Origin of the sequence: Actinomadura chokoriensis (assembly GCF_039529475.1) — a bacterium.
GTDB lineage: Bacteria > Actinomycetota > Actinomycetes > Streptosporangiales > Streptosporangiaceae > Spirillospora > Spirillospora bangladeshensis.
Genome location: NZ_BAAAMW010000016.1, coordinates 41,150 through 62,619, shown reverse-complemented (window position 1 = coordinate 62,619; position 21,470 = coordinate 41,150). Strand labels below are relative to the sequence as shown.

The window sequence follows — 21,470 nt, the reverse complement described above, 5'->3', positions numbered from 1 at the left end:
CCGCGCCGTCAGCGACCCTAAGGGCTTTCCTTTCAAATGAAAAGATTCCGAGTGGAAGAATTTTACAGCCGGGCGATGACGGTGAGGTCCAGGCCGTCCGCCCTGGCCAGGTAGGAGTCGGCGCGCGGCGGGCCGAGCGGTGCCGCCGCCCAGGCGAGCCGGGTTCCGCGGTCGTCCGCGCCCTCCAGCAGCCGGGCCGCCCCCGGCTGGCCGCGCCGCGCGCTCAGCATGCCCGCGACCGCCAGCGCCGCCGCCAGGTGGACGCCGTCGTAGCAGCCCTCCGCGTAGGCGTCGAGGACGGGGGCGGCCGCGCCGAACGCCGTCCGGTAGCGCTCGGCCAGCGCGATCCGGCGCTCGTCCCCCTGCCCGGCGAACGACCGCATCGCCGCGTACAGCTCCCCGGTCTCGTCGCCGCCCGCGGCCAGCAGCACGTTCTCCTCCAGCGCCCCCGACAGCCGGACGACCCCCGCCGCCGGCCGCGACGCCGCGAACACCCGGTTGAACATCGCCAGGTCGCGTCCGACCAGGCTGAGCAGGATCGCCTCGGTGCCCGCCCGCACCAGCGCGGCCACCAGCTCCTCGAAGCCCGCCTCCGGATCGTCCCCGGCCGCCAGCGGGAACGGGACGAGCCGGTCCAGCACCACCTCGGCGCCCAATGACCGGACCAGCCGCGCCGCCGTCCGGTGCACCGCCCGCGGCCAGATGTAGTCGTTGCCGACCAGCGCCCACCGGCGCAGCCGCTGCCGTCCGCTCAGCCAGTGCAGCGCGGGGCCGAGCTGCCGCGCCGGCGAGTCGCCGAGCAGCACCACGCCGGCCTTGCGCGGGCCGCCCTCGTGCGGCGGCGTGAACACGTACGGTACCCGTCCGGCGAGCGCCGCCTCCAGCGCCCGGTGGACGTCGCTCGTGTGGAACCCCACGAACGCCTCGACGAGCCCGGCGTCGGCGAGGAGGCGGGCCTCGGCGGCGACCGCGTCCGGGCGGCGGCCGGCGTCCACCGGCACCAGCTCGACGGCCCGTCCCGCCGCTCCGCCCGCCGCGTTGACCTCGATCGCGGCCAGCCGGGCGGCGCTCAGCCCGGACGGACCGGTCAGGCCGAGCGGCCCCGACAGCGGCAGCAGCAGACCCAGCCGCAGCACCCCCGCGTCCGGGCCGGCGACCAGCAGCTCCGTGCCGTCCCGCAGCACCGAATCGCTCATGACCTGGCAAGTATGCTCTGTGGACCGACCGCCGAACAGGGGAGGCGCACGTGGTCGAACAGCAGGGCACGGCCCCCACCACCGGCACCGAGTTGGTCGACCTCCTCACCCGCACCCAGCGCGCCCTGGCCCGCGACCTCGGCGCCGTCCTCGAAGAGGAGGGCGCGACCGTCGAGCAGTGGCGCGTCCTGCGCGCCCTCGCCGGCGCCGACGACATGTCGATGGGCGAGCTCGCGGCGGTCGTCGAGATCCCGCACCCGACCCTGACCCGCCTCGTGGACGCCCTGGTCGACTCCGCGCACCTCTACCGCTCGCACTCCACCCGCGACCGCCGCCGCGTCTCCGTCCACGTCTCCGACCTGGGCCGCGACAAGCTGCAACGCCTGGAGGCCCTGGCCGAGGCCCACGAACGGTCCCTGGCCGACCAGCGGACCGTCCGCGACCTCTCCGCCCTGCTCTCCCGCCTGTGGACGACCCTCCGCTGACCGACCCGTGAAAGCTTTCACGGCCGGCATGACGAGCCGTCGCGCCTCGGGTTAACCTTCCCCTGGAAGCGCTTCCAGTCCGGCATCCCCCGCTACCGGAACGGAGAACGCGCGATGCGACGAGCACGCCGCGCCCTCACCCTGCTCCTCACGACGGCGCTCCTGCCGGTCGTGTGGACGGGCACCGCGTCCGCCCACGGCTCGGTCATCGACCCTGCCTCCCGCAACTACGGCTGCTGGGACCGCTGGGGCGACGACTTCCAGAACCCCGCCATGCAGCAGGAAGAGCCGATGTGCTGGCAGGCGTGGCAGGACAACCCCAACGCCATGTGGAACTGGAACGGCCTCTACCGCAACGGCGTCGGCGGCGCCCACCAGGCCGCGCTGCCCGACGGCCAGTTGTGCAGCGGCGGCCAGACCGAAGGCGGCCGCTACCGCTCCATGGACGCCGTCGGCCCCTGGAAGACGACCGACATCGGCACCACCTTCTCGGTGAACCTGTACGACCAGGCCAGCCACGGCGCCGACTACTTCCTCGTCTACGTGACCCGCCAGGGCTACGACGCCCTCACCCAGCCGCTGCGCTGGAGCGACCTGGAACTGGTCCGCCAGACCGGCCGCTACGCCCCGAGCAACAACTACGTGATCAGCAACGTCTCGGCCCCGGGCCGCACCGGCCGCCACGTGGTCTTCACCATCTGGCAGGCCTCCCACATGGACCAGTCCTACTACATCTGCAGCGACGTCACCTTCCACTGACCGCGGTCCGCTCCCGCGCAAAGCCCCGGAAGCCCGCATCATACGGACTTCCGGGGCTTTGAAATTCTCACCAGTAAGGGCGTTCAGTTCTATTTCAGGTCGAGCTGCCCCGCTTTGATGCGTCCGAGGAAGCCGGCCAGCACGTCCCGTTCGAGAATGATGACCGGGCTCGACTGGTCGAGGACGCTGTCGCGGACACCGGTCAATCCGGCGCCCATCGGACTCACTTCGAGGCAGCCGGTGTTCGCCCCGCAGAACCTGCTTTTGCGCCACTCGTCCCGCTCCGGAAGTGGACCGGTGTGGTGAGTATGCGCTTTCGGCGGAGCGGTTTCGCCGGCACCCATGATCATGGGGGATCCCTTACCTCGTCTGACGTGGTTAAACGTCGCCACGCCCCCACCCTATGTCGCCATGGGTGAGAGCGTGGCCACGTTCGGTGAATGGTCTCGGACCCGTGGGGGCGCGTCCGATGTCACCTCGGTCGTATGGTCGATTATTTAGTGAATCATGGGCAATTATTGGGTTTTGGCCAGAATCTGGAGGTCAGCGAGCTGCGCGAGCTGTGCGGCCTCACCGGCATCGGGTATGTGGATCCAGCCGTAGCGGGTCAGCCCGCAGACGTTCACTTCGACCGCGCGCCGGTACGACTGCGGGCACAGGCCGGAATATCCATGGACGACGATCGCCTCGTAGATCTGCTGGGACACGACCAGGGCGAGAGGGCCGCTCGTGTTCCGCAGGGCCGAGCGCACGGCGTCGGAGTCCAGCAGCCGGAACGCCGCGTCGATCTCCGCGCCGAACGGCCCGTGGTCGTCCCGGAGCAGATCGCCGGCGTGGACGACCGCGCGCATCCGCAGCCGGTGCGCCGGACGGTCGGCGAGGGGCAGTGCGGCGTTGTAGTCCATCAGCAGGCCCGTCAGCACGGGGATGAACGGGTCCAGCAGGCGCGACCTCGGCACCTCGTCCGTCGGCCGGACGAGGACGAGGACCCCGTCACCGCGGTCCTCGATGGGCTCGCAGGACCGCTCGTCGATGCCGGCCGCGCGCATCGCCCGGTGCAGCAGCAGGTAGAGCTGGTTCCTCAGCTCGACTTTGACCAGATCGGTGCGAGTCGACGAGCTCTCCAGGTCGAGCGCCAGGATGCTCCGGTGAAGGGGGCCGCAGAGGGGCAAGGTTGGTCCTCCCATCCCCAGTCGGCGGACGAGTCGTCCACGATGCAGAGGCCGCCACCGCCGAGGGTGGCATGGCCCGATGTCGCATCATCGCGATCACGGGCACCGACGCTGTGCTTCGCCTCGGGCGGTGGACCCTCGGCGACCTACTCCCCTTGCACTCAATATGCCCCTTCCATGCCGTCCGTGCACCATGCACGGCTTGATGCACCCGGTCTCTCATGGGAATCTATCCCTGCGGTGACACGCCGTTTTGGAATTCTCACGCGACTTGTTCGAGTTTTGAGGTAATATCTGCGGTGCAACATGCACTGTTGGTTGCATGTTGGGACAAGCTGATCGGTTGCCGAGCAATTCAAGATCCCGTCGCCAGGTGGCCGCCGCCATTCCTGGCCGCCCTTGGAAGAGTGGGCCGTGCCGACATCTCAAGCTCCGTCCGTGCGCCGGCGACGCCTCGGTGTGGCACTCCGGCGCATGCGCGAGGACAGCGGGCTCAGCACGGAGACGGTGGGGCGGCGGCTGCGCTGGTCCGCGTCCAAGGTCTCCCGTATCGAAACGGCGCGGATCGGGGTGCGGGAATCCGACATCAAGCGCATGCTCCGGCTCTACCAGGCCGAAGAGCGCGCGCTGACCGAGCTGCTCGCCCTGGCGCGCGAGGCGGCCGAACCCGGCTGGTGGACCCACTACCCGGGTCTCCCGAACGACCAGGCCGCCTACTGCGCGCTGGAGGACGAGGCCGACATCGCGCTCGCCTATGAGGCGCAGGTGGTGCCGGGCCTGCTGCAGACGGCGGATTACGCGCGCTGCATGATCACGGGTTGGGCGGAGATCGTCCCCGCGCCTCCGACGGTCATCGAACGCGATCTCCAGGTGCGCATGAGACGCCAGGAACTCCTCCGGGCACCGCGCTCACTGCACCTGTCGGTGATCCTGGACGAGGCCGTACTCCTGCACCGGGTCGGTGACGCCGCGATCATGCGCCGGCAACTGGGGCGGCTCGTGGAGCTTGCGGACCTGCCCAATATGAAATTGCGGATCCTGCCTTTGGACGCCGATCACAGCGCGGCCCTCCATGCGTTCACGCTCCTGGAGTTCGCGCCCTCTTTCGAGGTGACCTTCCCGGCCGTCGTGCACAGCGAAAGCCATCCGTTGAGCCTCGTCCAGGACGAGACCGTCACCTACGAGCACCGGCGGGTCTTCGACTGGCTCGCGCAGGGGAGCCTCACACCCGCGGACTCGGTGCGCCTCATCCGGCGCACCGCCGAGCGGGCCTGGACCTCCTGACCGTCGGAGGAGGGTCGTAGGGTCGGCGGTATGTCGCGGCGGCGGTTTGATCTGGCCATGCAGTCCATGCGGGAGAAGGATCCGCGGGTTCGGGAGAGCGCGTTCGACTTCCTTCGAGAGCACGCGGATGCGTATGTCGAGGAGCTGATCGGGGAGTTCACCGCCGAGCAGGACCGGGAACTCCGGTGCTGGCTCCTGGAACTGGTGGCCGAGGCCCGGTCACCGAAGGCGCTGGACGTGTTCCGCGGCCAGTTGGAGAGCCCGGACGAGTCGCTGCGGTTCTGGGCCGTGCGCGGGTTGGAGATGCTCGACAGCCGTGAGGCCGAGCAGGTGCTCGACCAGGCACGCGCCGACGGGTGGATCGCCTAGCCCGGAATGTCAGTGCGGGGTGAAGGTGCCGTAGGCGCCCTGGTGGAACAGGAGTGGGGGTTCGCCTTCGGTCACCTGCAGGTTCTGGACGCGGCCTACGACGATGTGGTGGTCGCCGGCGTCGTGGAGCTGCTCGGTGACGCAGTCGATCCAGGCGACCGCGCCGTCGATGACCGGGTTGCCGGCCGGGGACGGGTGCCAGCCGATGTCGTGGAACTTGTCCGTCTTGCGCATCGCGACGGCGCGGCAGACGTCCTCCTGCGCGGCGGACAGGACGTTCACGCAGAACCGCTCGCCCGACTCGCGCAGCGCGCGCCATGAGCTGGAGCCCTTGTCGGGCAGGAAGGCCACGAGCGGCGGGTCGAGCGAGACCGAGGTGAACGAGCCGACCGTCATGCCGATGGCCGTGCCGGCCGGGTCGAGCGCGGTGACCACGACGACGCCCGTCGGGTAGTGGCCGAGGACCTGGCGGAAGCGGGCGGGCTCGATGACGTCCGTCCCGTTGGCTGTCAGGCTCATGCCGGAACTCCTCCCTGTAGTGATCGCTACAGAGATTGCCATCAGAAGTCCGGCCTGGCAACCGTCTCGTGGTCCGGATCCGTGCTCAGGCGGCGGCGATCGCCTGCTCGACGACGGTCACGACGACCGTGACGAAGTCGTCGGGATCCCAGTCGTCGTCGTTGATCTGGTGGGCCAGGAAGAGCCCGTCGGTGCTGGCCACGACGATGCGGGCCAGGTCCATCGCGAGTTCGGGGCGGCGGGCCCGCAGTTCGGCGTCGAAGTGGGAGGTGAACCAGGCCGCGATGGTGTTCGAGACGGAGTCGCGGGTGGCGAGGAAGTAGCGGCGCGCCTCCGCCTCCACCTCGCGGGACTCCAGCAGCAGCATGTGGCCGATGCGCAGGAAGTCGGGCGCGTCGCGCAGGGTGCGCACCGAGCGGGACAGGATCGCGCGCAGGCCCTCGGCCAGCGGGCGCTCGTCGCGCGGGTCGCGCTCCCAGCGCGGCTGGGCGGCGATCCACTGCTCGAAGCTGTGCCGGACGACCTCGGCCATGAGGTGGTCCTTGTCCCGGAAGAACCAGTAGACCGAGCTGGCCGGCAGGCCGGACCGCTTGGTCACCCGCGAGATCGTGGTGCCCTCGTAGCCGCACTCCGAGGCGATCTCGGCGGCGGCCTTGAGGATGCGGTCGCGGGAGATCTCCCGGTCGTCGGCGGGGCGGGGGGTCGTCGGCATGGCCCTCATCATGCCGCGTCGGCGAGCCACGCCAGGGCCTGGGCGTGGACGCCGTCGGCGATCAGGTCGACGAGGCGGTCCAGGTCCCAGTCGCGGCCCGAATGGACGCCGATGTAGAGCCCGTCCATCACGGCGAGGTGGAACCGGGACAGGCGGTCGGCGACCCGGTCCGCGCCGGGGGCGCCGGCGGGGAGCACCTGCTCCCACCAGTCCCGGATCGCGGTGCGGGTCTCGGCGCGGACCTCGATGTAGCGGCGCCGCGCGGCGGGCTCCTTCGGACGGTTGGCGAGCCCGAGCATGAGGCCGAGGCGCCAGAACTCCGGGCGCTCGGTGATGGCCCGCGAGGCGCGGTGCAGCCGGTCGCGGATCTCCTCGGCCGGGTCGGCGATCCCGACGCGGTCCTGCCAGGTGGGGGCGGTCTCCCGCCAGCGCCGGTAGCTGAACTCCAGGGTCTCGGCGAGCAGTTCGTCCTTGTTGCGGAAGTGCCAGTAGACCGAGCTGGCCGGCAGCCCGGTGGCCTCCGTGACCAGAGCGATCGAGGTGCCGTCGTAGCCGCGCTCGGCGGCGATCGCGAGGGTCGCCTCCAGGATCCGCAGCCTCGACTCCTCGCCCTGCTGGTGGCGCCGCGCGGTCTTGCGCATCTGCTCTCGCTCCTCTGGCCTTCGGAAACTCGGTCCCGGCGGGGGGTTGTGCCGCCCATCACATCATGGGTACGGTCGCCGCACGTCCCTGTAGTGATCGCTCCAGTCAGTGTAGCGATCGATACGGATCGACGGACGGCTCGATCGAGCGTGCACGATTCCTGCCGGCGCCTCGGCGTTGGTCGGCGAAACGGAGAAGAGAATGCCCACTCCACGCAGTGCTCTCCGCCGGCGGCGGCTGCTCGCCCCCGCCCTGGCCGCGCTGACGGCGGCGGCGACGCTCACGGCCTGCGGGTCGGGCGACGCGGGCGTCAGCGCCGCGGACGCCAAGACCCAGGCCGCCGACCTCGTCAAGGTCCTCGGCCTCAAGGACGGCGCGGGCCTCGGCGGCGGCGTCGCGTTCAAGCTCGGCGCCGCGCTCACCCTGTCCGGCCCGTCCGCCGGGAACGGCCAGTCGATGCGCAACGCCATCGAGCTGGCCGCCCAGCAGATCAAGGCGGCCGGCGGCCCGTCGATCGAGCTGAGCGTGAAGGACATCAAGGGCCCCGACCCCGTCGCCGCCAAGCAGGCCGCGTCCGAGCTGGCCGCCGAGGGCGTCCCCGCGAAGATCACCTCGATGGGGGACGGGCTCGGCGCGATGCTCGCCGACACCGACAAGAGCAAGATCCTCAGCCTGGACGGCGTCGGCGGCGCCCAGGTCTTCACCAAGGGCACGCAGTACTTCTACGGCACCCGCGAGGTCGCGCCGTCCGACGCGGCGCCCGGCGCCCTGGAGTGGTTCAAGAAGGCCCACCCCGACGGGCGGACGGTCGGCCTCGTCGGCGTCGACCTCGGCCCGCTGAACGCCGCGATCCAGGCGGACATGAAGGCGAAGATCGAGGCCGCCGGCCTGACCTTCAACGGCCTGTGGGAGACCGTCTCGCCCAGCTCGCAGGACTACGCGAGCATGATCGCGAAGGTCAAGGACAACGAGCCCGACCTGCTGTGGGTCGCGTTCGGCGGCGCGGCCCCCGGCGCGTTCGCCGCCCAGGCCGAGAGCGCCGGGATCAAGAGCGAGCTGCTCGGCATCGAGTTCACGCAGGACGCGGTCAAGGCGTCCAAGGGCGTCCTCGACTCCGGCGGGTTCAAGTTCGCCATGGACTACTTCGACGCGTCCGCGCCGCCCAACCCCCTCGCGAAGCTGTTCGCCGAGGCGTACGAGAAGGCCTACGGTGCGCCGGCGGACTTCTACGCCGCGAACGCCTACGAGGAGACCCTGATGATCTGGGACCTCATCCGCCGCGTCGTGGCCGCCGGCGGGAACCCGTCCGACAGCGCGCAGCTGAAGGCCGCGCTGGAGAAGGACCCGACGTTCGCCTCGGTCTACGGCGGTGACGCCGCCACGGTCGGGAGCCTCCAGATCGACCTGAAGACGCACGGTGTCGCGAGCCGTCCGATGGGGGTCTTCGAGTACAAGGACGGCAAGGTCACGGCGCTCGCCACCTACAACGTCGGCGGCCGGGAGTTCCGCCTCGCCCCCTGACCCGTCCCGTCCGAGGGGACGGCCGCGGCGGCGGCCGTCCCCCTTCCCCTCCGGAGGCTCCATGCACGACCTGCTGGGCGGCGAGCTCTGGCAGCTGACCGCCAACGGCCTCGTCCGGGGCTCCTTCTACGCCGCGCTCGGCGCCGGGCTCGCCCTCGTCATCGGGGTCACGACCCGGTTCCACTTCGCCTACGCGCTCACCTACACCGCCGCCCCGTACGCCGCCTTCTGGGCGATGGACGGTCTCGGCGCGCCGTTCTGGCCGTCCGCGCTCATCGGCCTCGCCACGGCGGTCGCCATCAGCATGCTGCTGGAACTGGGCGTCTACGAGCCGGTCGCGCGGCGCGCCGCCGACCGGGCCATGCTCGCCGTGCTGGTGACGTCGATCGGCGTCAGCACGGCGGGCATCGCGCTGCTCCAGCTCAAGTTCGGGACGAGCAGTCTCCCGTTCTACGGGCCCCAGCCGCAGCGGTACGACCTCGGCCCGGTGCGGGTCTCCAGCTTCGAGATCGAGCAGGCCGCCACCTGCCTGCTCCTCGTCGGCGGGCTCGCCGCGTTCCTGGCGTTCACCCCGATCGGACGGTCGGTCAAGGCGGTCCGCAGCAATCCGGGCCTCGCCGCCGTGCTCGGGATCAGCGTCCGGCGGGTCAACCTCGTCTGCTTCGCCGCCGCCGGGCTCATCTCCGGCGCGTGCGCGCTCTGGTACGGGCTGCTCTACACCGTCCAGCCGACCATGGGCGACTCGACGGTCATCTACGGATTCGTGGTGGCCTTCCTGGCGGGCACCCGCTCGTCCCCGCTGCGCGCCCTGCCGGTCGGCCTCGGGCTCGGGCTGATCGAGCAGTGGGCGTCGAGCTGGCTGTCGCTGCAGTGGACGCAGACCGCCGTGTTCATCGTCCTCACCGGCTACCTCGCGTTCCTCGCGGGGAAGAGCCGCCTCCCCCTCGTGTCGCCGCGGAGGGCCTGACGCCATGTGGATCAACTATCTCGACCAGGCGCTGCTGCTCGCGGCGCTCGCCGTCGGCGTCAACCTGCTCGTCGGCTACGCCGGGCAGGTCTCCGTCGCGCACGCCGCGTTCGCGGGCGTCGGCGGCTACACCGTCTGCTTCCTCGCCGGGGTGCACGACTGGCCCTACCTCGCCTCGCTCGGCGTCGCGGTGCTGGTCGCGACCGCGTTCGGCGTGCTGATCGGGCTGATCGCGCTGGGGCTCGCCGAGGAGTTCCTCATCCTGATGACGCTGGCGTTCTCGCTGGGCATCATCGGGGTCTTCGCGACGTTCGACTCCCTCGGCGGCGTCATGGGCATCACCGGCGTGGACGGCCTGCGGCTGTTCGGCGCCGAGCTGGCGACCCCGTCCGACTGGCTGGTCCCGTCGGCGGCGGTGCTCGTGCTCGTCTTCGCCGTCTGCCGGCGCCTCGGCGAATCCCCGTACGGCCGGGTGCTGAAGGGCATCCGGGAGGACGCCGTGGCGACCCGGGCGCTGGGCAAGAACACCTTCGGCTACAAGATCGGCGTCTTCGCGGTCACCAGCGGCCTGGCCGGGCTGATCGGCGGCGTGTACTCCGGCTGGCTCGGCCAGGCGACCCCGTCGGCGTTCGGGTTCCCGCTCGCGATGGCGGTCTTCGCGATGGTCATCGTCGGCGGCAACGCCAACCTGGCCGGCTCCGTCGTGGCGGGCGTCGCGCTGACGATGATCGAGCCGCTGCTGCGCGAGGTCCTCGGCGTGCAGAGCACCCAGGCGACGCTGCTGCAGGTCGTGCTGTACGGGGTGCTGCTGGTGGCCGTCATGATCGTCCGGCCGCAGGGGCTGTTCCCCGAGCGCTCCCGGAAGGCCGTCGCGCCCGGCGCCGGGCCCCGGGCGCAGGCCGCCCCGCGTCCCGGCCGCACGCCCTATGACGAGGCCGAGGTGGTGCTCCGCGCGGAGGGCCTGTCCAAGCGGTTCGGCGGCATCGTGGCCGCCAAGGACCTCGACCTCGAACTGCGGCGCGGCACGATCACGGCGCTCGTCGGCCCGAACGGCGCCGGCAAGACGACCGCGTTCAACCTGCTGACCGGCACGGTCGCCCCGGACACCGGCTCGGTGACGCTGAACGGCGCCGAACTCGTCGGGATGCGCCCGGACCTCGTCGTCCGCGCCGGGCTGGTGCGCACGTTCCAGGACGTCCGGCTGCTCGGCCGCCTGACCTGCCTGGAGAACGTCATGCTGGCCGTGCCCGGTCAGCCGGGGGAGCACCCGGCCCGCCTCTTCGTGCCCGGCCGCGCCGTCTCCCGCGCGGACCACGACGTCGCCGCCCAGGCGATGGAATGGCTCGACTTCGTCGGCATGGCCGACCAGGCCGCCACACCGGCCGACGCCCTCTCCTACGGCCAGTCGAAGCTGGTCTCCCTGGCACGGGCCCTGGCCACCAGGGCCGACGTCCTCCTCCTGGACGAACCGGCCTCCGGCGTAGACGCGACCTGGGTCGAGACCATGCTCTCCATGGTCGCCGCCGTCCGGGACGAGGGCCGCACCGTCTGCCTGGTCGAGCACAACCTCGACGTGGTGCGCGAACTGTCCGACCACACCTACTTCATGGAACTCGGCGAGATCACCGCGTCCGGCACGCTCGCCGAGCTGACCGGCTCGGCCCGGCTCGCCGAGGCGTACTTCGGCGCCCAGTAAGGGGCGCCCGGTAAGGAAGGACGCATATGACGCTGCTCGACGTGACCGACCTGGTCGCCGGCTACGGCCGCAAGGAGGTGCTCCACGGCGTCGGCCTCCGCGTCGACGAGGGCGAGATCGTGACCCTGATGGGCCACAACGGCGCCGGGAAGACGACCACGATCAGGTCGGTGCTCGGCGCCGTCCGCCCCCGCTCCGGAACCGTCAGAATCGCCGGCCACGACACCACCCGCCGCCCGGTGCGCAAGGCCGTGGCGGCGGGCGTCGCGATGATCCCCTCAGAACGGTTCGTCTTCCCCGACCTCTCAGTGCACGACAACCTCCTCCTGGGCGCCGCCAACGCACCATCAGGGACCGGCACCGGGGAACGCCTCAAGACCGTCAAGGACCTGTTCCCGATCCTGGACGAGCGCGCCAAGCAACCGGCCGGTTCGATGTCGGGCGGGCAGCAGCGCATGGTGAGCCTGGGCATGGCCCTGATGGCCCGCCCCAGACTGCTCCTCCTAGACGAACCGTCCCTCGGCTTGGCCCCGTCCGTGGTGGAGACGATGTTCGAACTCCTCCGCTCCCTCGCCGACGACGAGGGCCTGGGCATCCTCCTGCTGGAACAGAACGTCAAGCAGGCCCTGCAAATCGCCGACCGCGCCTACGTCATGCGCTCCGGCAAGGTGATCCTGGAAGAGGCAGCAGAAGAAATGCGGAAGCGCCCCGACTTCTGGGACCTCTTCTGACCTCATGGCAAGGCCCCGGGACGGAGTTCAGTCCCGGGGGCTTGCGGTCAGGGCGGCTTAGCGGAAGGTGTGTTCCATTTCGCCTATGCCCTCTACCCAGGTGCGGAGGGTTTCGCCGGGCTGGAGGAAGCGCTGGGGGGTGCGGCCTAGGCCGACGCCGTCCGGGGTGCCGGTGAAGATGACGTCGCCGGGGCGCAGGGTGATGACCTCCGACAGCTTCGCGATCGTGCGGGGGATCGAGAAGATCAGTTTGGACGTGCGTCCGTCCTGGACGGTCTCGCCGTCGATCGAGCAGCCGAGCGCGAGGTCGTCGCGGTCGGGGAACTCGTCGGGCGTCACGAGCCAGGGGCCGATCGGCGCGAACCCCGGGTAGGACTTGGCGAAGCCGAACTGCGGGGCCTGGCCGACGAACTGGAGGATCCGCTCGGAGAGGTCCTGGCCGATCGTGAGGCCGGCGACGTGGTCCCACGCTTCGGCGGGGGAGACCTTGTGGGCCGTCGTGCCGATGACGGCGACGACCTCGACCTCCCAGTCGGTGTGGCCGCCCTCTGGGAGGGCGATCTCGCCGTAGGGGCCCGTGATGGACGAGGCGAACTTCGTGAAGACCGGCGGCAGGTCCTCCGGGGGCTCGAAGCCCGTCTCCGCCGCGTGGTCGGCGTAGTTCAGCCCGATCGCGACGACCTGGGACGGGGTGGGCGACGGTGATTCGAGTCGGGTGCGGTCGAGTTCGATGTCGGGGGTCGGGGTGGTGGTCGCGGCCCAGGAGGTGAACGCGTTCCAGTTGTCGTAGACGCTCTGGGGGGCGGGGCCGAAGCGGCCGCCCGAGGCGGTCGCGATGTCGGCGCCCTTGCCGCCGGACAGGACGAGGACGGCCCGGCCGGCGTGGTTGGCGATGCGCATGTACTTCCTTATATCCGGCCGTCGATCAGGCCCACCAGGAGCCGCTCGAAGGTTTCGGGGTGCTCGATCTGCGTCCAGTGGCCGCATCGCGCGATGACGTAGAGGTTCGCGTTCGGGAGGTGGTCGGCGAAGTACCTGCTGGCGGCGACCGGGATGATCCGGTCGTCGCGGCCGTGGACGCAGAGGACGTCGTGGGTGATGGGTGCTAGATCCTCGGGTGTGAAGAAGCGGCGCGTCCCGGCAGGGTCGAAGGACGCCTCGTGCGAGCGCCGGACGTCGTCGCGGTTCACGTACGCCATGCGCTCGGCCACGACCCGGTCGACGGTGCCGCGCATCGGTTCGAGGTCGTAGACGAACTCGCTGAGCAGGCCCTTCAGGGATTCCGCGCTGGGGCTCGCGTAGAACTCGCGGAGGTGCTTCAGGCCGGGGCTGACCGGCATGTCCGGTGCGCCGCCGCTGCCCATCAGCAGGATCTTGCCGACCAGTTCGGGGCGGGCCAGCACCATCAGGAGGGCGAGCTGGCCGCCCATCGAGTTGCCGATCAGATGGACTTTCCGTAGGCCCAGCTCGTCGACCAGGGCCAGCAGCGCCTCGGCGCGCAGGTCGTTGAAGGGGCCCATCCCGCGCGGGGCGTCGAGCGGGTGCGAGGAGTCGCCGAACCCGATCTGGTCGGGGGCGAGGCACCAGTACCGGTCGCCGAGGTCGGCGATGATCCGCTCCCAGTTCGACAAGCCGGTCGCGCCGGGGCCGGAGCCGTGCAGGAACAGCACGGCCTCCGTCCCGCGCCTCCCGGTCTCGTGCAGCCGGAACGTCAGCTCCCCGTCCCGCACCTTGACCGTGACGTCGGCAGAGGTGATCACAGGTGCACCGCCGCGAGCTTCTCGGCGCCGAGGTGCCGGCCGCCCCACGCCTTGGCGAGCGGGTCGCCGAACAGGAACGCGTGGCTGCCGGCGGCGACCGCGTCCTGGAACTTCTTCTGCAGCGGGTGGTCGAGGAACGCGGAGCGGCCCGACGAGACCCGCATCAGCGCCTGGACGGTGTCGAGCGCCGCGTTCGCCGACCGGGCGACGTCCCAGCGCCAGAAGGCGCGCTGCTCCAGCGACGGGATCTCGCCGCGCTCGGCGTGCTCCATCAGCTCGGTGGCCGTCCGCTTCACCTTGAGGACGGCGGCGTCGAGCTGCCAGGCGGCCTCGGCGAGGTGGTTCTGCACGACGGGCTCCTCGCGGAGGAGCTGGCCGTAGTTGGTGCGGCGGCCCCGCGTCTCGGTGACCCACTGGTCGTAGAAGCCGAGGCAGGCGCCGAGCGCCCCCGCCGCGATGATCAGGTTGAAGGTCACCGCCCACGGCGTCCGGTACAGCGGGGCGTCGTTGCGCTCCTGGCCGGGCAGCGGGATGCCGAGGCCGTGCGTGTAGTAGACGTGCGACTGGCCGCGGTGCTCGGGGACGAAGACGCCGTCCACCACGATGTCGTCGGAGCCGGTGCCGCGCAGGCCCGCGACGTTCCAGGTCTCCTCGATGCGGTAGTCGGCGGCGTCCAGGATGACCGAGGTGAAGTCGGGGTACTCGGTGCCGTTCACCTCGCGGGTTCCGGCGATGCCGCCGAGGATGACGCCGGAGCAGATGCCGCTGCCGGAGGAGAAACTCCAGCGCCCGGACACCTGGTACCCGCCCGGCACCTTCTCGATCTTCCCGGTCGGGGTGTAGGACGAGGCGATCTTGCGCGTCGGGTCGTCCCCCCAGATCTCCTCCTGCGTCTCCTCCGGGAAGAGGGCGATCTGCCACGGGTGGACGCCGACGACGGAGGCGACCCAGCCGGCGGACGCCGACGCCCGGCCGATCTCGATCACCGTCTCGGCGTACTCGGCGAGGTGGGCCTCGCCGCCGCCCCAGCGGGCGGGCTGGAGCGCGCGCAGCACCCCGATCCCGTCGAGCGCCGCGACCGCCTCCGGGGTGAGGCGCCCCTGCTCGGCGCTCGGCGCGTCCGCGGCAGCGAGCGCGTCCGCGGCGGCCCGCGCCTTCTCGATCATGCTCATGGTGGTGGTTCCGTCCTGGGATGTCATGTCAGAGACCGCTGCCGACGAAGGTCCGCACGATCGACTGGAAGCGCGCGGCCTGCTCGATCTGGGTCCAGTGGCCGCACTTGTCGATGACGTAGAGGTCCGCCTGCGGCAGGTGCTCGGCCAGGTAGTAGCTGCATTCGATCGGCACGATGACGTCCTGGCGGCCGTGCACGACCAGCGTCGGCTTGTCGATCTTGGCGAGGTCGTCCGGCCCGAAAGTGAGCATCTCGGGGCCGAACATGGCCCGGTGCCCCGCCTCGATCGAGGGCCGCCGGACCATCGGCATCCGCTCGGCCGCGACCTTCTCGACCGTGTCGCCGAACGCGCTCTTGTCGTGGACGAACTGGATCAGCAGGTCCGCCATCGCCTCGACGGTCGGGTCGTCGAAGTAGGTGATCAGCTTGATCAGCTCGGGGGTCGGCTCCAGGCCGGGCATGCCGCCCGAGCCCATCAGGATGATCTTGCCGACCAGATCGGGCCGGAGCTGGGCGATGCGCAGCGAGTACATGCCGCCCATCGAGTTGCCGACGAGCACGACCTTCTCCAGGCCGAGGGCGTCCACGAGTTGGAACAGCGCGTCGATGCGGACCTCGGCCTGCGCCGCGAACCCCTGCGGCTGCGGGTCGGGATGGCTGGAGTCGCCGAACCCGAGGATGTCCGGGGCGATGCAGTGGTAGGTGTCGCCGAGCCCCTCGATGACCTCCCGCCAGTTGGACGCGGCGGTCACACCCGGCCCGGAACCGTGCAGGAAGAGCAGTGCGGGCGCGCCCGGCGTGCCGGTCTGGTTGACGTGCAGGTGGCGCCCGCCGCCGATCGGGATGTCCTCGACGCGGATCTCGGCGGTCATTCGGCGGCCTCCCCGGCGACCGTGCGGAAGATCCCGGGCGGCCCGTCCAGGTACGCCTGGGAGCGGTGGTGCCCCCAGATGGACGGCAGGTCGTGGTTGCCCGCGACCCACGTGAGGTCGTCCACGGTGATCCCGCCGTGCCCGTACTCGATCTGCATCGAGGACGGCGTCTGGACGTAGATGGACGTCATCAGGTCGTTGGTGTGCCGCCCGAGCGACAGCAGGATCTCCCGCTCCGGGTCGGCCGTGAACAGGTCGATCGCGGTGCCGAGGTCGTCGAACGACTCGACCTCCAGCATCAGGTGGTTGATGCCGGTCATGCCGGGGATCTCGGCGACGGCGAGCGAGTGGTGGCGGCCGTTGCAGTGGTAGAAGCGCAGGTTGAAGATGTCGCTCTTCACCCGGTCCGACAGCCGGAACCCGAGCGTGTCGGCGTAGAACGCGTTGGCCCGCTCCAGGTCGGGGACGATGAGCACGACGTGCCCGAGGCCGAGGTCGCCGGTGACGAAGCGGCCGCGCATGGGGCGTCCGGGGAAGAACGAGTTCGGCTGGGAGAACTGGCCCCAGACCAGCTCGTGCCGGTTGCCGAACGGGTCGGCGAACCAGTACAGCTCGGCGACCTGGCGCTCCTTCAGCTCGCCGGCGCCGCCCTCGTGCACCTCGACGCCCTTGCCGCGCAGCTCCGCGACGTAGGCGCGCAGCCCGGTCTCGTTGCCGCAGTCCCAGCCGACGTACCGGAGTTCGTCCTGCTCCGCCGGGTGGACGGCGATCCGGTAGCCCTTGTCGTCGACCTTGACCCGGACGGCGCCGTCCGGCCCGTCCTCGGCGGTGACCGCGCCGAGCAGCCGGGTGGCGTAGTCCCGCCACTCCTCCGCCCTCGGCGACGCGATCCCCAGGTAAGCGAGTTGCGAAATCACAGCATGACCTCCGGAGCGGACGAGTCGAGGAGCGCGGCGCCGTAGTACTGGCCGACGCCGTCGGAGACGAGGAACGCGTGGCCGAGTTCGGCGATGACGTCCTGGTAGAGGCGGTGCAGCGGGTGGTCGACGAAGACCGTGCGGCCGGACGCGACCCGCATCAGCCGGTTGATCGCGAAGCCGGTCTCCTGGCAGCCCTTGGTGATGTTCCAGCGCAGCCGGGCCCGCTGCCGCTTGTCCAGGAACACGCCGGCCTCGGCGGCCTCGGTGATCGTGTCGATCGCGTCGTACATCTTCATGACGGCCGCGTCGTGCACCCATTCGGCCTCGGCCAGGTGCATCTGCATCAGCGGGTCGTCGGCGTAGGTGCCGCCCCAGTTCGCCTTGCGGACGGCGGTGTCGGACGTCCAGTCGTCCAGGACGCGGCGGGCGAGCCCGAGCATCGGCGCGACGAGGACCAGGTTGAACATGACCGCCCACGGCACCTTGTAGAGCGCGGACGGGTTGGTCTCCATGCCGGGCGCGGGACGGTCCGGGTTGTACTCGTAGAGCGGGCTGGACAGGAAGCGGCGCGCCGGGATGAACGCGTCCGCGACGACGATGTCCTTGCTGCCGGTGCCGCGCGAGCCGCCGACGTGCCAGGTGTCCTCGATGGCGTACTGGTCGCGGTGCAGCAGCGCGGACCCGTAGTTCGGCACCTCGACGCCCGGCGCGGCCTCGACCTTCCCGGCGAACCCGCCGAGGATCACGCCCTGGGCGTGGTCGCAGCCGGACGAGAACGACCAGCGGCCGGACACCCGGTAGCCGCCGTCCACCGGCTCGATCTTCCCGGTCGGGGCGTAGGACGAGGAGGCGTTCCAGTCCGGATCGGCCTCCCAGACCTCGGCCTGCGTCTCCTCGGGGAAGAGCGCGATCTGCCACGGGTGCGACCCCATGACCCCGGCCACCCAGCCCGCCGACGGCGCGATCCGGCCGAGTTCGTAGACGCCGGCGAGGTGCTCGCGCAGCGACAGCTCGGCGCCGCCCCAGCGCTTGGGCTGGAGACCGCGCATGAGGCCGGTCTCCCGCATGTGCGTGAAGGCCCGGCCGGTCAGCGTGCGCTGCTCGGCCGAGAGGTCCTCCTCGGCCCGAAACTCCGGCTCCAGCCGGCGGATCTCGTCCAGGACGGTCATCGCGTCAGTTCCTTACGTAGGGCGCAGGTTGGAGAGCGTGACCGGCATCTCTGTAGCAGTCACTACACGGAACCGTAGAACGCTTACTCCAGGGAAGGCAAGGCCCTCGCCGGTAAATCTGCGCCCCCACCCCCCGAGCCGCGCCCCCGCCCCGTTGACTTGCGGCGTGTTGTTGTTATGAAGCGGCTGATAACAACAACACGCCGCAGGTCAACGGAGTGGGGGTGGTGGGGTTGCGGTTTGCGGTGACCGGTGTCACGGTTGGGGTCTGTAGTAATCACTACATGGAGGAGTTCGCCGTGCCGCATACGCCGCCCTGGGAACCGGGGCTGCTGTCGTCGCTGACCGGGGTCGGGCCCGGCCCTAGCGCCCGCGACAAGCGGGCCGCGCTGCGCGCCGCGCTGGCCGCGGCCGCGTCCCGGCCGGGCGGGGGGATCGAGCCGCTGGTGCTGCCCGGCGCGACCGACGCGCTCGGCGCCCGGCTCGTCGAGGAGGCCGGGTTCGCCGCCGTCTACGCGACCGGCGCCGGGCTCGCGAACGCGGGCTTCGGCCTCCCCGACATCGGGCTGATCTCGCTGGCGGAGGTCGCCGACCACGCCGGACGGCTCGCGGAGGCGACCCGGATCCCGCTCGTCTGCGACGCCGACACCGGCTACGGCGGCCCGCTGTCGGCGATGCGCACCGTCCGGCTGCTGGAGCGCGCCGGGGTCGCCGGGATCCAGCTCGAAGACCAGGAGATGCCGAAGCGGTGCGGGCATTTCGACGCGCACACGCTGATCCCGTCCGGGCACATGCAGACCAAGATCGCGGCGGCGTGCGAGGCGCGGGGCGCGGACACGGGCACGGGCACGGGCACGGGCGACCGGCTCGTGATCATCGCCCGCACGGACGCCCGCTCGGCCCACGGCATCGACGAGGCGATCGAGCGCGGCCGCGCCTACGCCGAGGCCGGCGCCGACGCGCTGTTCATCGAGGCGCCCCGGACGGTCGACGAGCTGGCCCTGGTCGGATGCGAGCTGGCCGGCGTCCCGCTGATCGTCAACGTCGTCGAGGGCGGCAAGACCCCGCAGCTGGACGTCGCCGCGTACGCCGAGCTGGGGTTCGGCGTCGTGCTGTTCGCCAACTACCTGATGCGTTCGATGCACCTGGCCGGCCGGGAGGCCCTCGCCCACCTGCGCGAGCACGGCGAGACCGCGTCCCGGGCCGACCGGATGGCGACCTGGTCGCAGCGGCAGAACCTGTTCCACCTGCCGGAGTTCAGCGCCGCCGAGTCCGCGCTCGACCGGGAGCTCGGGAGCATCGGGTGAGCTCCGTCCCGGGCCTGCCGATCGAGACGGAACCGCCCGGCCGCGTCGGCGTCCTGGTGCTCGGCGCCGGGCTGGCCGGATGCGCCGCGCTGCTGGCCGCCGCCGAGGCGGGGCAGTACGCGCTGCTGCTGGAGAAGACCGGCGGGATCGGCGGCTCCACGGTGAAGTCGGCCGGGCTGTCGGCGTTCGCCGGCACCGACGAGCAGGCCGAGCAGGGCATCGCCGACTCGGTCGAGCTGCTCCGCGAGGATCTCCTCGACGTCGGGAAGCGGCGCAACGACCCGGCGCTCGTCGACCTGTACTGCGAGCACCAGCTGGAGACGTACCGCTGGTTGAAGGGGCACGGCGTCCGGTACGGGGAGATCCACGCCGCGTCGGGCCAGTCGGTGCCGCGCAGCCACCCGTCCGACACCACCCACATGCTGGAACGCCTGCTCAAGGCCGCCGGTGAGCGCGGGGCGCGGATCATGCTGAACACCCCGGCGGCCCGGCTGCTGCACGACGGCTCCAGAGTGACCGGTGTCCGGCTCGCGGACGGACGCGAAGTCCTCGCCGACGCGGTCGTGCTCGCCACCGGCGGGTTCTCGATGAACCCGAACCTGCTGTCCGCGTTCGCGCCGCAGATGGAGCACGCGCTGCGGCAGGGCGGCGCCGGCAACCAGGGCGACGGCCTCAAAATGGCCATGGCGCTCGGTGCCGGGCTGCGCGACACCCCCTACATCAAGGGCACCTACGGGCATTTCCACGTCGAGCACCCGGACGAGGACGGCACCGGGATCCTCGCCGTCTACAAGGGCGCGATCGCGGTCAACCGCGACGGCCGCCGGTTCGTGGACGAGTCGAAGAACTACAAGGAGATCGGCGACGCGGCGCTCGTCCAGCCCGGCGTGACGACCTGGCAGGTCTTCGACGCGAAGACGATGGCGCAGGCCAACGACGAGGTGCCCATCTACGAGTTCGCCGGGCGCGAGCGCGCCGGAATGCTCCGCAAAGCCGACACGATCGCCGCTCTGGAAGCCGAGACCGGTCTCCCCGAAGGCTCCTTGCAGCGCACGGTCGCCGAGTACAACGCCGCGATCGAGGAAGGCCGCCCCGACCCGTTCGGACGGGCGCACCTGTCGGGCGGAGTGGGCGAACCGGCCCCGATCGACCGTCCGCCGTTCTACGCGCACCCGTCCGGGACGGTCGTGCTCGCGACGTACTGCGGGCTCACCGTCGACACCCGCATGCGGGTCGTCGACTGGTGGGGCGAGCCGATCGGACGCCTCTACGCCGCCGGCGAGATCACCGGCGGCTTCCACGGCGCCGGCTACATGACCGGCACGTCCATCGGAAAGTCCGGCGTCTTCGGACGGCTCGCCGGCCGGAACGCCGCCCGAGAGGAGAGTGAACTCCAGTGGTGACGGAAGCCTTCGACCTGACGGGCCGGACCGCCCTCGTGACCGGCGCCGCGGCCGGCGGCCTCGGCGAACGTGCGGCGCGGGCGCTCGCCGGCGCGGGCGCGGCGGTCGCCGTCGCCGACCTCGCATCGCGCGCCGCCGACCTCGCCGCCACCGCGCAGACCTGCGGGGCGAGCACGCACGAGGTCGACGTCACCGACGAAGCGTCCGTCACGGCCCTGATCGACGCGGTCATGGCCGAGCACGGCCGTCTCGACGTCGTCGTCAACGCGGCGGGCGTCATGCTCCGCAAGCCCTACGACGAGACGTCGGTCGAGGAGTTCGAGCGGGTCGTCCGGGTCAACCTCACCGGGACCTGGCTCGTCGGACGCGCCGCCGGCCGGGCCCTCACCCGGCAGGGGAGCGGCGGACGCATCGTCAACCTCACCACCGTCTACGCCGAACGCGTCGGACCCGTCCCCGAGTCGGCGTACTACGCGTCCAAGGCCGGCGTCGTCAACGTGACCCGGTCGCTGGCCGCCGAACTCGGCCCGCACGGCGTCAACGTCAACTGCTTGGCGCCCGGCGTGTTCTACCCCACCCAGATGACGGCCGCGCTCGGCGCCGACCCCGACCGGCTGCGCTGGTTCGGCGAGCGCACGATGCTCGGCCGCCTCGGCGACCCCGACACCGACTTCGCCGGACCCCTGCTCCTGCTCGCGAGCCCCGCCGCCGCGTACATGACCGGCCAGGTCGTGTACGTCGACGGCGGCTGGTCCGCCTGGTAACCCCGCCCCGTAACCCGGCCCGGTAATCACCGTTCCCTAAGGAGATCC

The 21,470-nt window shown here is 71.2% G+C and carries 23 protein-coding genes; 11 read left to right on the top strand and 12 right to left on the bottom strand.

The window, feature by feature from the left end; translation table 11 throughout:
- Positions 1–62: 62 nt before the first annotated feature.
- Entirely contained in the window at positions 63–1,196 is a 1,134-nt protein-coding gene (locus tag ABFX46_RS29030; RefSeq protein WP_346046975.1) for an ABC transporter substrate-binding protein, read from the bottom strand.
- 50 nt (positions 1,197–1,246) lie between these two features.
- Between ABFX46_RS29030 and ABFX46_RS29025 the strand changes: the two genes are divergently transcribed.
- On the top strand, positions 1,247–1,681 hold the full coding sequence (locus ABFX46_RS29025) for a MarR family winged helix-turn-helix transcriptional regulator (RefSeq protein WP_346046973.1): 435 nt from the start codon (positions 1,247–1,249) through the stop codon (positions 1,679–1,681).
- Between the two features lie 114 nt (positions 1,682–1,795).
- Entirely contained in the window at positions 1,796–2,440 is a 645-nt protein-coding gene (locus ABFX46_RS29020; protein WP_346046971.1) for a lytic polysaccharide monooxygenase auxiliary activity family 9 protein, read from the top strand.
- Between the two features lie 89 nt (positions 2,441–2,529).
- Here the strand turns inward: ABFX46_RS29020 and ABFX46_RS29015 are convergent, their stop codons facing one another.
- On the bottom strand, positions 2,530–2,790 hold the full coding sequence (locus ABFX46_RS29015; protein ID WP_346046969.1) for a DUF397 domain-containing protein: 261 nt from the start codon (positions 2,788–2,790) through the stop codon (positions 2,530–2,532).
- 165 nt (positions 2,791–2,955) lie between these two features.
- Complete coding sequence (locus tag ABFX46_RS29010; RefSeq protein ID WP_346046967.1) at positions 2,956–3,612, bottom strand: hypothetical protein; 657 nt, start codon at positions 3,610–3,612, stop codon at positions 2,956–2,958.
- A 414-nt stretch (positions 3,613–4,026) separates the two neighbouring features.
- Between ABFX46_RS29010 and ABFX46_RS29005 the strand changes: the two genes are divergently transcribed.
- Positions 4,027–4,896, top strand: a complete 870-nt coding sequence (locus ABFX46_RS29005) for a helix-turn-helix domain-containing protein (RefSeq protein ID WP_346046965.1) — start codon at positions 4,027–4,029, stop codon at positions 4,894–4,896.
- A gap of 30 nt (positions 4,897–4,926) precedes the next feature.
- Positions 4,927–5,265 (top strand): HEAT repeat domain-containing protein, encoded by a 339-nt coding sequence (locus tag ABFX46_RS29000; protein WP_346046963.1) that lies wholly within the window; start codon positions 4,927–4,929, stop codon positions 5,263–5,265.
- Between the two features lie 9 nt (positions 5,266–5,274).
- On the opposite strand, the gene ABFX46_RS28995 is transcribed toward ABFX46_RS29000, so the two are convergent.
- The 3 genes from ABFX46_RS28995 to ABFX46_RS28985 all read right to left on the bottom strand — a co-directional run bounded on the left by ABFX46_RS28995 (position 5,275) and on the right by ABFX46_RS28985 (position 7,137).
- Positions 5,275–5,784: a flavin reductase family protein gene (locus ABFX46_RS28995; protein WP_346046962.1), complete on the bottom strand. Its 510-nt coding sequence runs from the start codon at positions 5,782–5,784 to the stop codon at positions 5,275–5,277.
- 85 nt (positions 5,785–5,869) lie between these two features.
- A complete protein-coding gene (locus ABFX46_RS28990; protein ID WP_346046961.1) occupies positions 5,870–6,496 on the bottom strand; it encodes a TetR/AcrR family transcriptional regulator in 627 nt (208 codons plus the stop codon).
- A gap of 8 nt (positions 6,497–6,504) precedes the next feature.
- On the bottom strand, positions 6,505–7,137 hold the full coding sequence (locus tag ABFX46_RS28985) for a TetR/AcrR family transcriptional regulator (protein WP_346046960.1): 633 nt from the start codon (positions 7,135–7,137) through the stop codon (positions 6,505–6,507).
- Between the two features lie 202 nt (positions 7,138–7,339).
- Here ABFX46_RS28985 and ABFX46_RS28980 point away from each other — a divergent pair, with 202 nt between their 5' ends.
- The 4 genes from ABFX46_RS28980 to ABFX46_RS28965 all read left to right on the top strand — a co-directional run bounded on the left by ABFX46_RS28980 (position 7,340) and on the right by ABFX46_RS28965 (position 12,053).
- Positions 7,340–8,659: an ABC transporter substrate-binding protein gene (locus tag ABFX46_RS28980; protein WP_346046959.1), complete on the top strand. Its 1,320-nt coding sequence runs from the start codon at positions 7,340–7,342 to the stop codon at positions 8,657–8,659.
- A gap of 61 nt (positions 8,660–8,720) precedes the next feature.
- A complete protein-coding gene (locus tag ABFX46_RS28975; RefSeq protein ID WP_346046957.1) occupies positions 8,721–9,626 on the top strand; it encodes a branched-chain amino acid ABC transporter permease in 906 nt (301 codons plus the stop codon).
- Positions 9,627–9,630: 4 nt separating this feature from the next.
- Positions 9,631–11,322: a branched-chain amino acid ABC transporter ATP-binding protein/permease gene (locus ABFX46_RS28970; RefSeq protein WP_346046956.1), complete on the top strand. Its 1,692-nt coding sequence runs from the start codon at positions 9,631–9,633 to the stop codon at positions 11,320–11,322.
- 26 nt (positions 11,323–11,348) lie between these two features.
- Positions 11,349–12,053 carry an ABC transporter ATP-binding protein gene (locus ABFX46_RS28965; RefSeq protein ID WP_346046954.1) on the top strand — a complete coding sequence of 235 codons (705 nt, stop codon included), beginning with the start codon at positions 11,349–11,351 and terminating at the stop codon, positions 12,051–12,053.
- A gap of 57 nt (positions 12,054–12,110) precedes the next feature.
- Here ABFX46_RS28965 and ABFX46_RS28960 read toward each other — a convergent pair whose 3' ends face one another.
- From ABFX46_RS28960 to ABFX46_RS28935, 6 genes are read right to left on the bottom strand one after another with little or no spacing between them, the layout of a single operon-like run.
- On the bottom strand, positions 12,111–12,953 hold the full coding sequence (locus ABFX46_RS28960; RefSeq protein WP_346046953.1) for a fumarylacetoacetate hydrolase family protein: 843 nt from the start codon (positions 12,951–12,953) through the stop codon (positions 12,111–12,113).
- 8 nt (positions 12,954–12,961) lie between these two features.
- Positions 12,962–13,813 carry an alpha/beta fold hydrolase gene (locus tag ABFX46_RS28955; protein ID WP_346046952.1) on the bottom strand — a complete coding sequence of 284 codons (852 nt, stop codon included), beginning with the start codon at positions 13,811–13,813 and terminating at the stop codon, positions 12,962–12,964.
- The gene (locus ABFX46_RS28950) at positions 13,810–14,985 is read right to left on the bottom strand and encodes an acyl-CoA dehydrogenase family protein (RefSeq protein ID WP_346046951.1); all 1,176 of its coding nucleotides are present in this window, start codon (positions 14,983–14,985) and stop codon (positions 13,810–13,812) included. Before ABFX46_RS28950 ends, ABFX46_RS28955 begins: the two co-directional genes overlap by 4 nt.
- A 28-nt stretch (positions 14,986–15,013) precedes the next feature.
- Positions 15,014–15,859: an alpha/beta fold hydrolase gene (locus tag ABFX46_RS28945; RefSeq protein ID WP_346046950.1), complete on the bottom strand. Its 846-nt coding sequence runs from the start codon at positions 15,857–15,859 to the stop codon at positions 15,014–15,016.
- On the bottom strand, positions 15,856–16,776 hold the full coding sequence (locus ABFX46_RS28940) for a VOC family protein (protein ID WP_346046949.1): 921 nt from the start codon (positions 16,774–16,776) through the stop codon (positions 15,856–15,858). Before ABFX46_RS28940 ends, ABFX46_RS28945 begins: the two co-directional genes overlap by 4 nt.
- Positions 16,773–17,948: an acyl-CoA dehydrogenase family protein gene (locus ABFX46_RS28935; protein ID WP_346046948.1), complete on the bottom strand. Its 1,176-nt coding sequence runs from the start codon at positions 17,946–17,948 to the stop codon at positions 16,773–16,775. Before ABFX46_RS28935 ends, ABFX46_RS28940 begins: the two co-directional genes overlap by 4 nt.
- A 284-nt stretch (positions 17,949–18,232) precedes the next feature.
- Between ABFX46_RS28935 and ABFX46_RS28930 the strand changes: the two genes are divergently transcribed.
- From ABFX46_RS28930 to ABFX46_RS28920, 3 genes are read left to right on the top strand one after another with little or no spacing between them, the layout of a single operon-like run.
- The gene (locus tag ABFX46_RS28930) at positions 18,233–19,255 is read left to right on the top strand and encodes an isocitrate lyase/PEP mutase family protein (protein ID WP_346046947.1); all 1,023 of its coding nucleotides are present in this window, start codon (positions 18,233–18,235) and stop codon (positions 19,253–19,255) included.
- Positions 19,252–20,658, top strand: a complete 1,407-nt coding sequence (locus tag ABFX46_RS28925; RefSeq protein WP_346046946.1) for an FAD-dependent oxidoreductase — start codon at positions 19,252–19,254, stop codon at positions 20,656–20,658. Before ABFX46_RS28930 ends, ABFX46_RS28925 begins: the two co-directional genes overlap by 4 nt.
- Positions 20,652–21,422, top strand: coding sequence for an SDR family NAD(P)-dependent oxidoreductase (locus ABFX46_RS28920; RefSeq protein WP_346046945.1), 771 nt, complete (start codon positions 20,652–20,654; stop codon positions 21,420–21,422). The genes ABFX46_RS28925 and ABFX46_RS28920 overlap by 7 nt, the downstream gene beginning before the upstream one ends.
- Positions 21,423–21,470 lie beyond the last annotated feature (48 nt).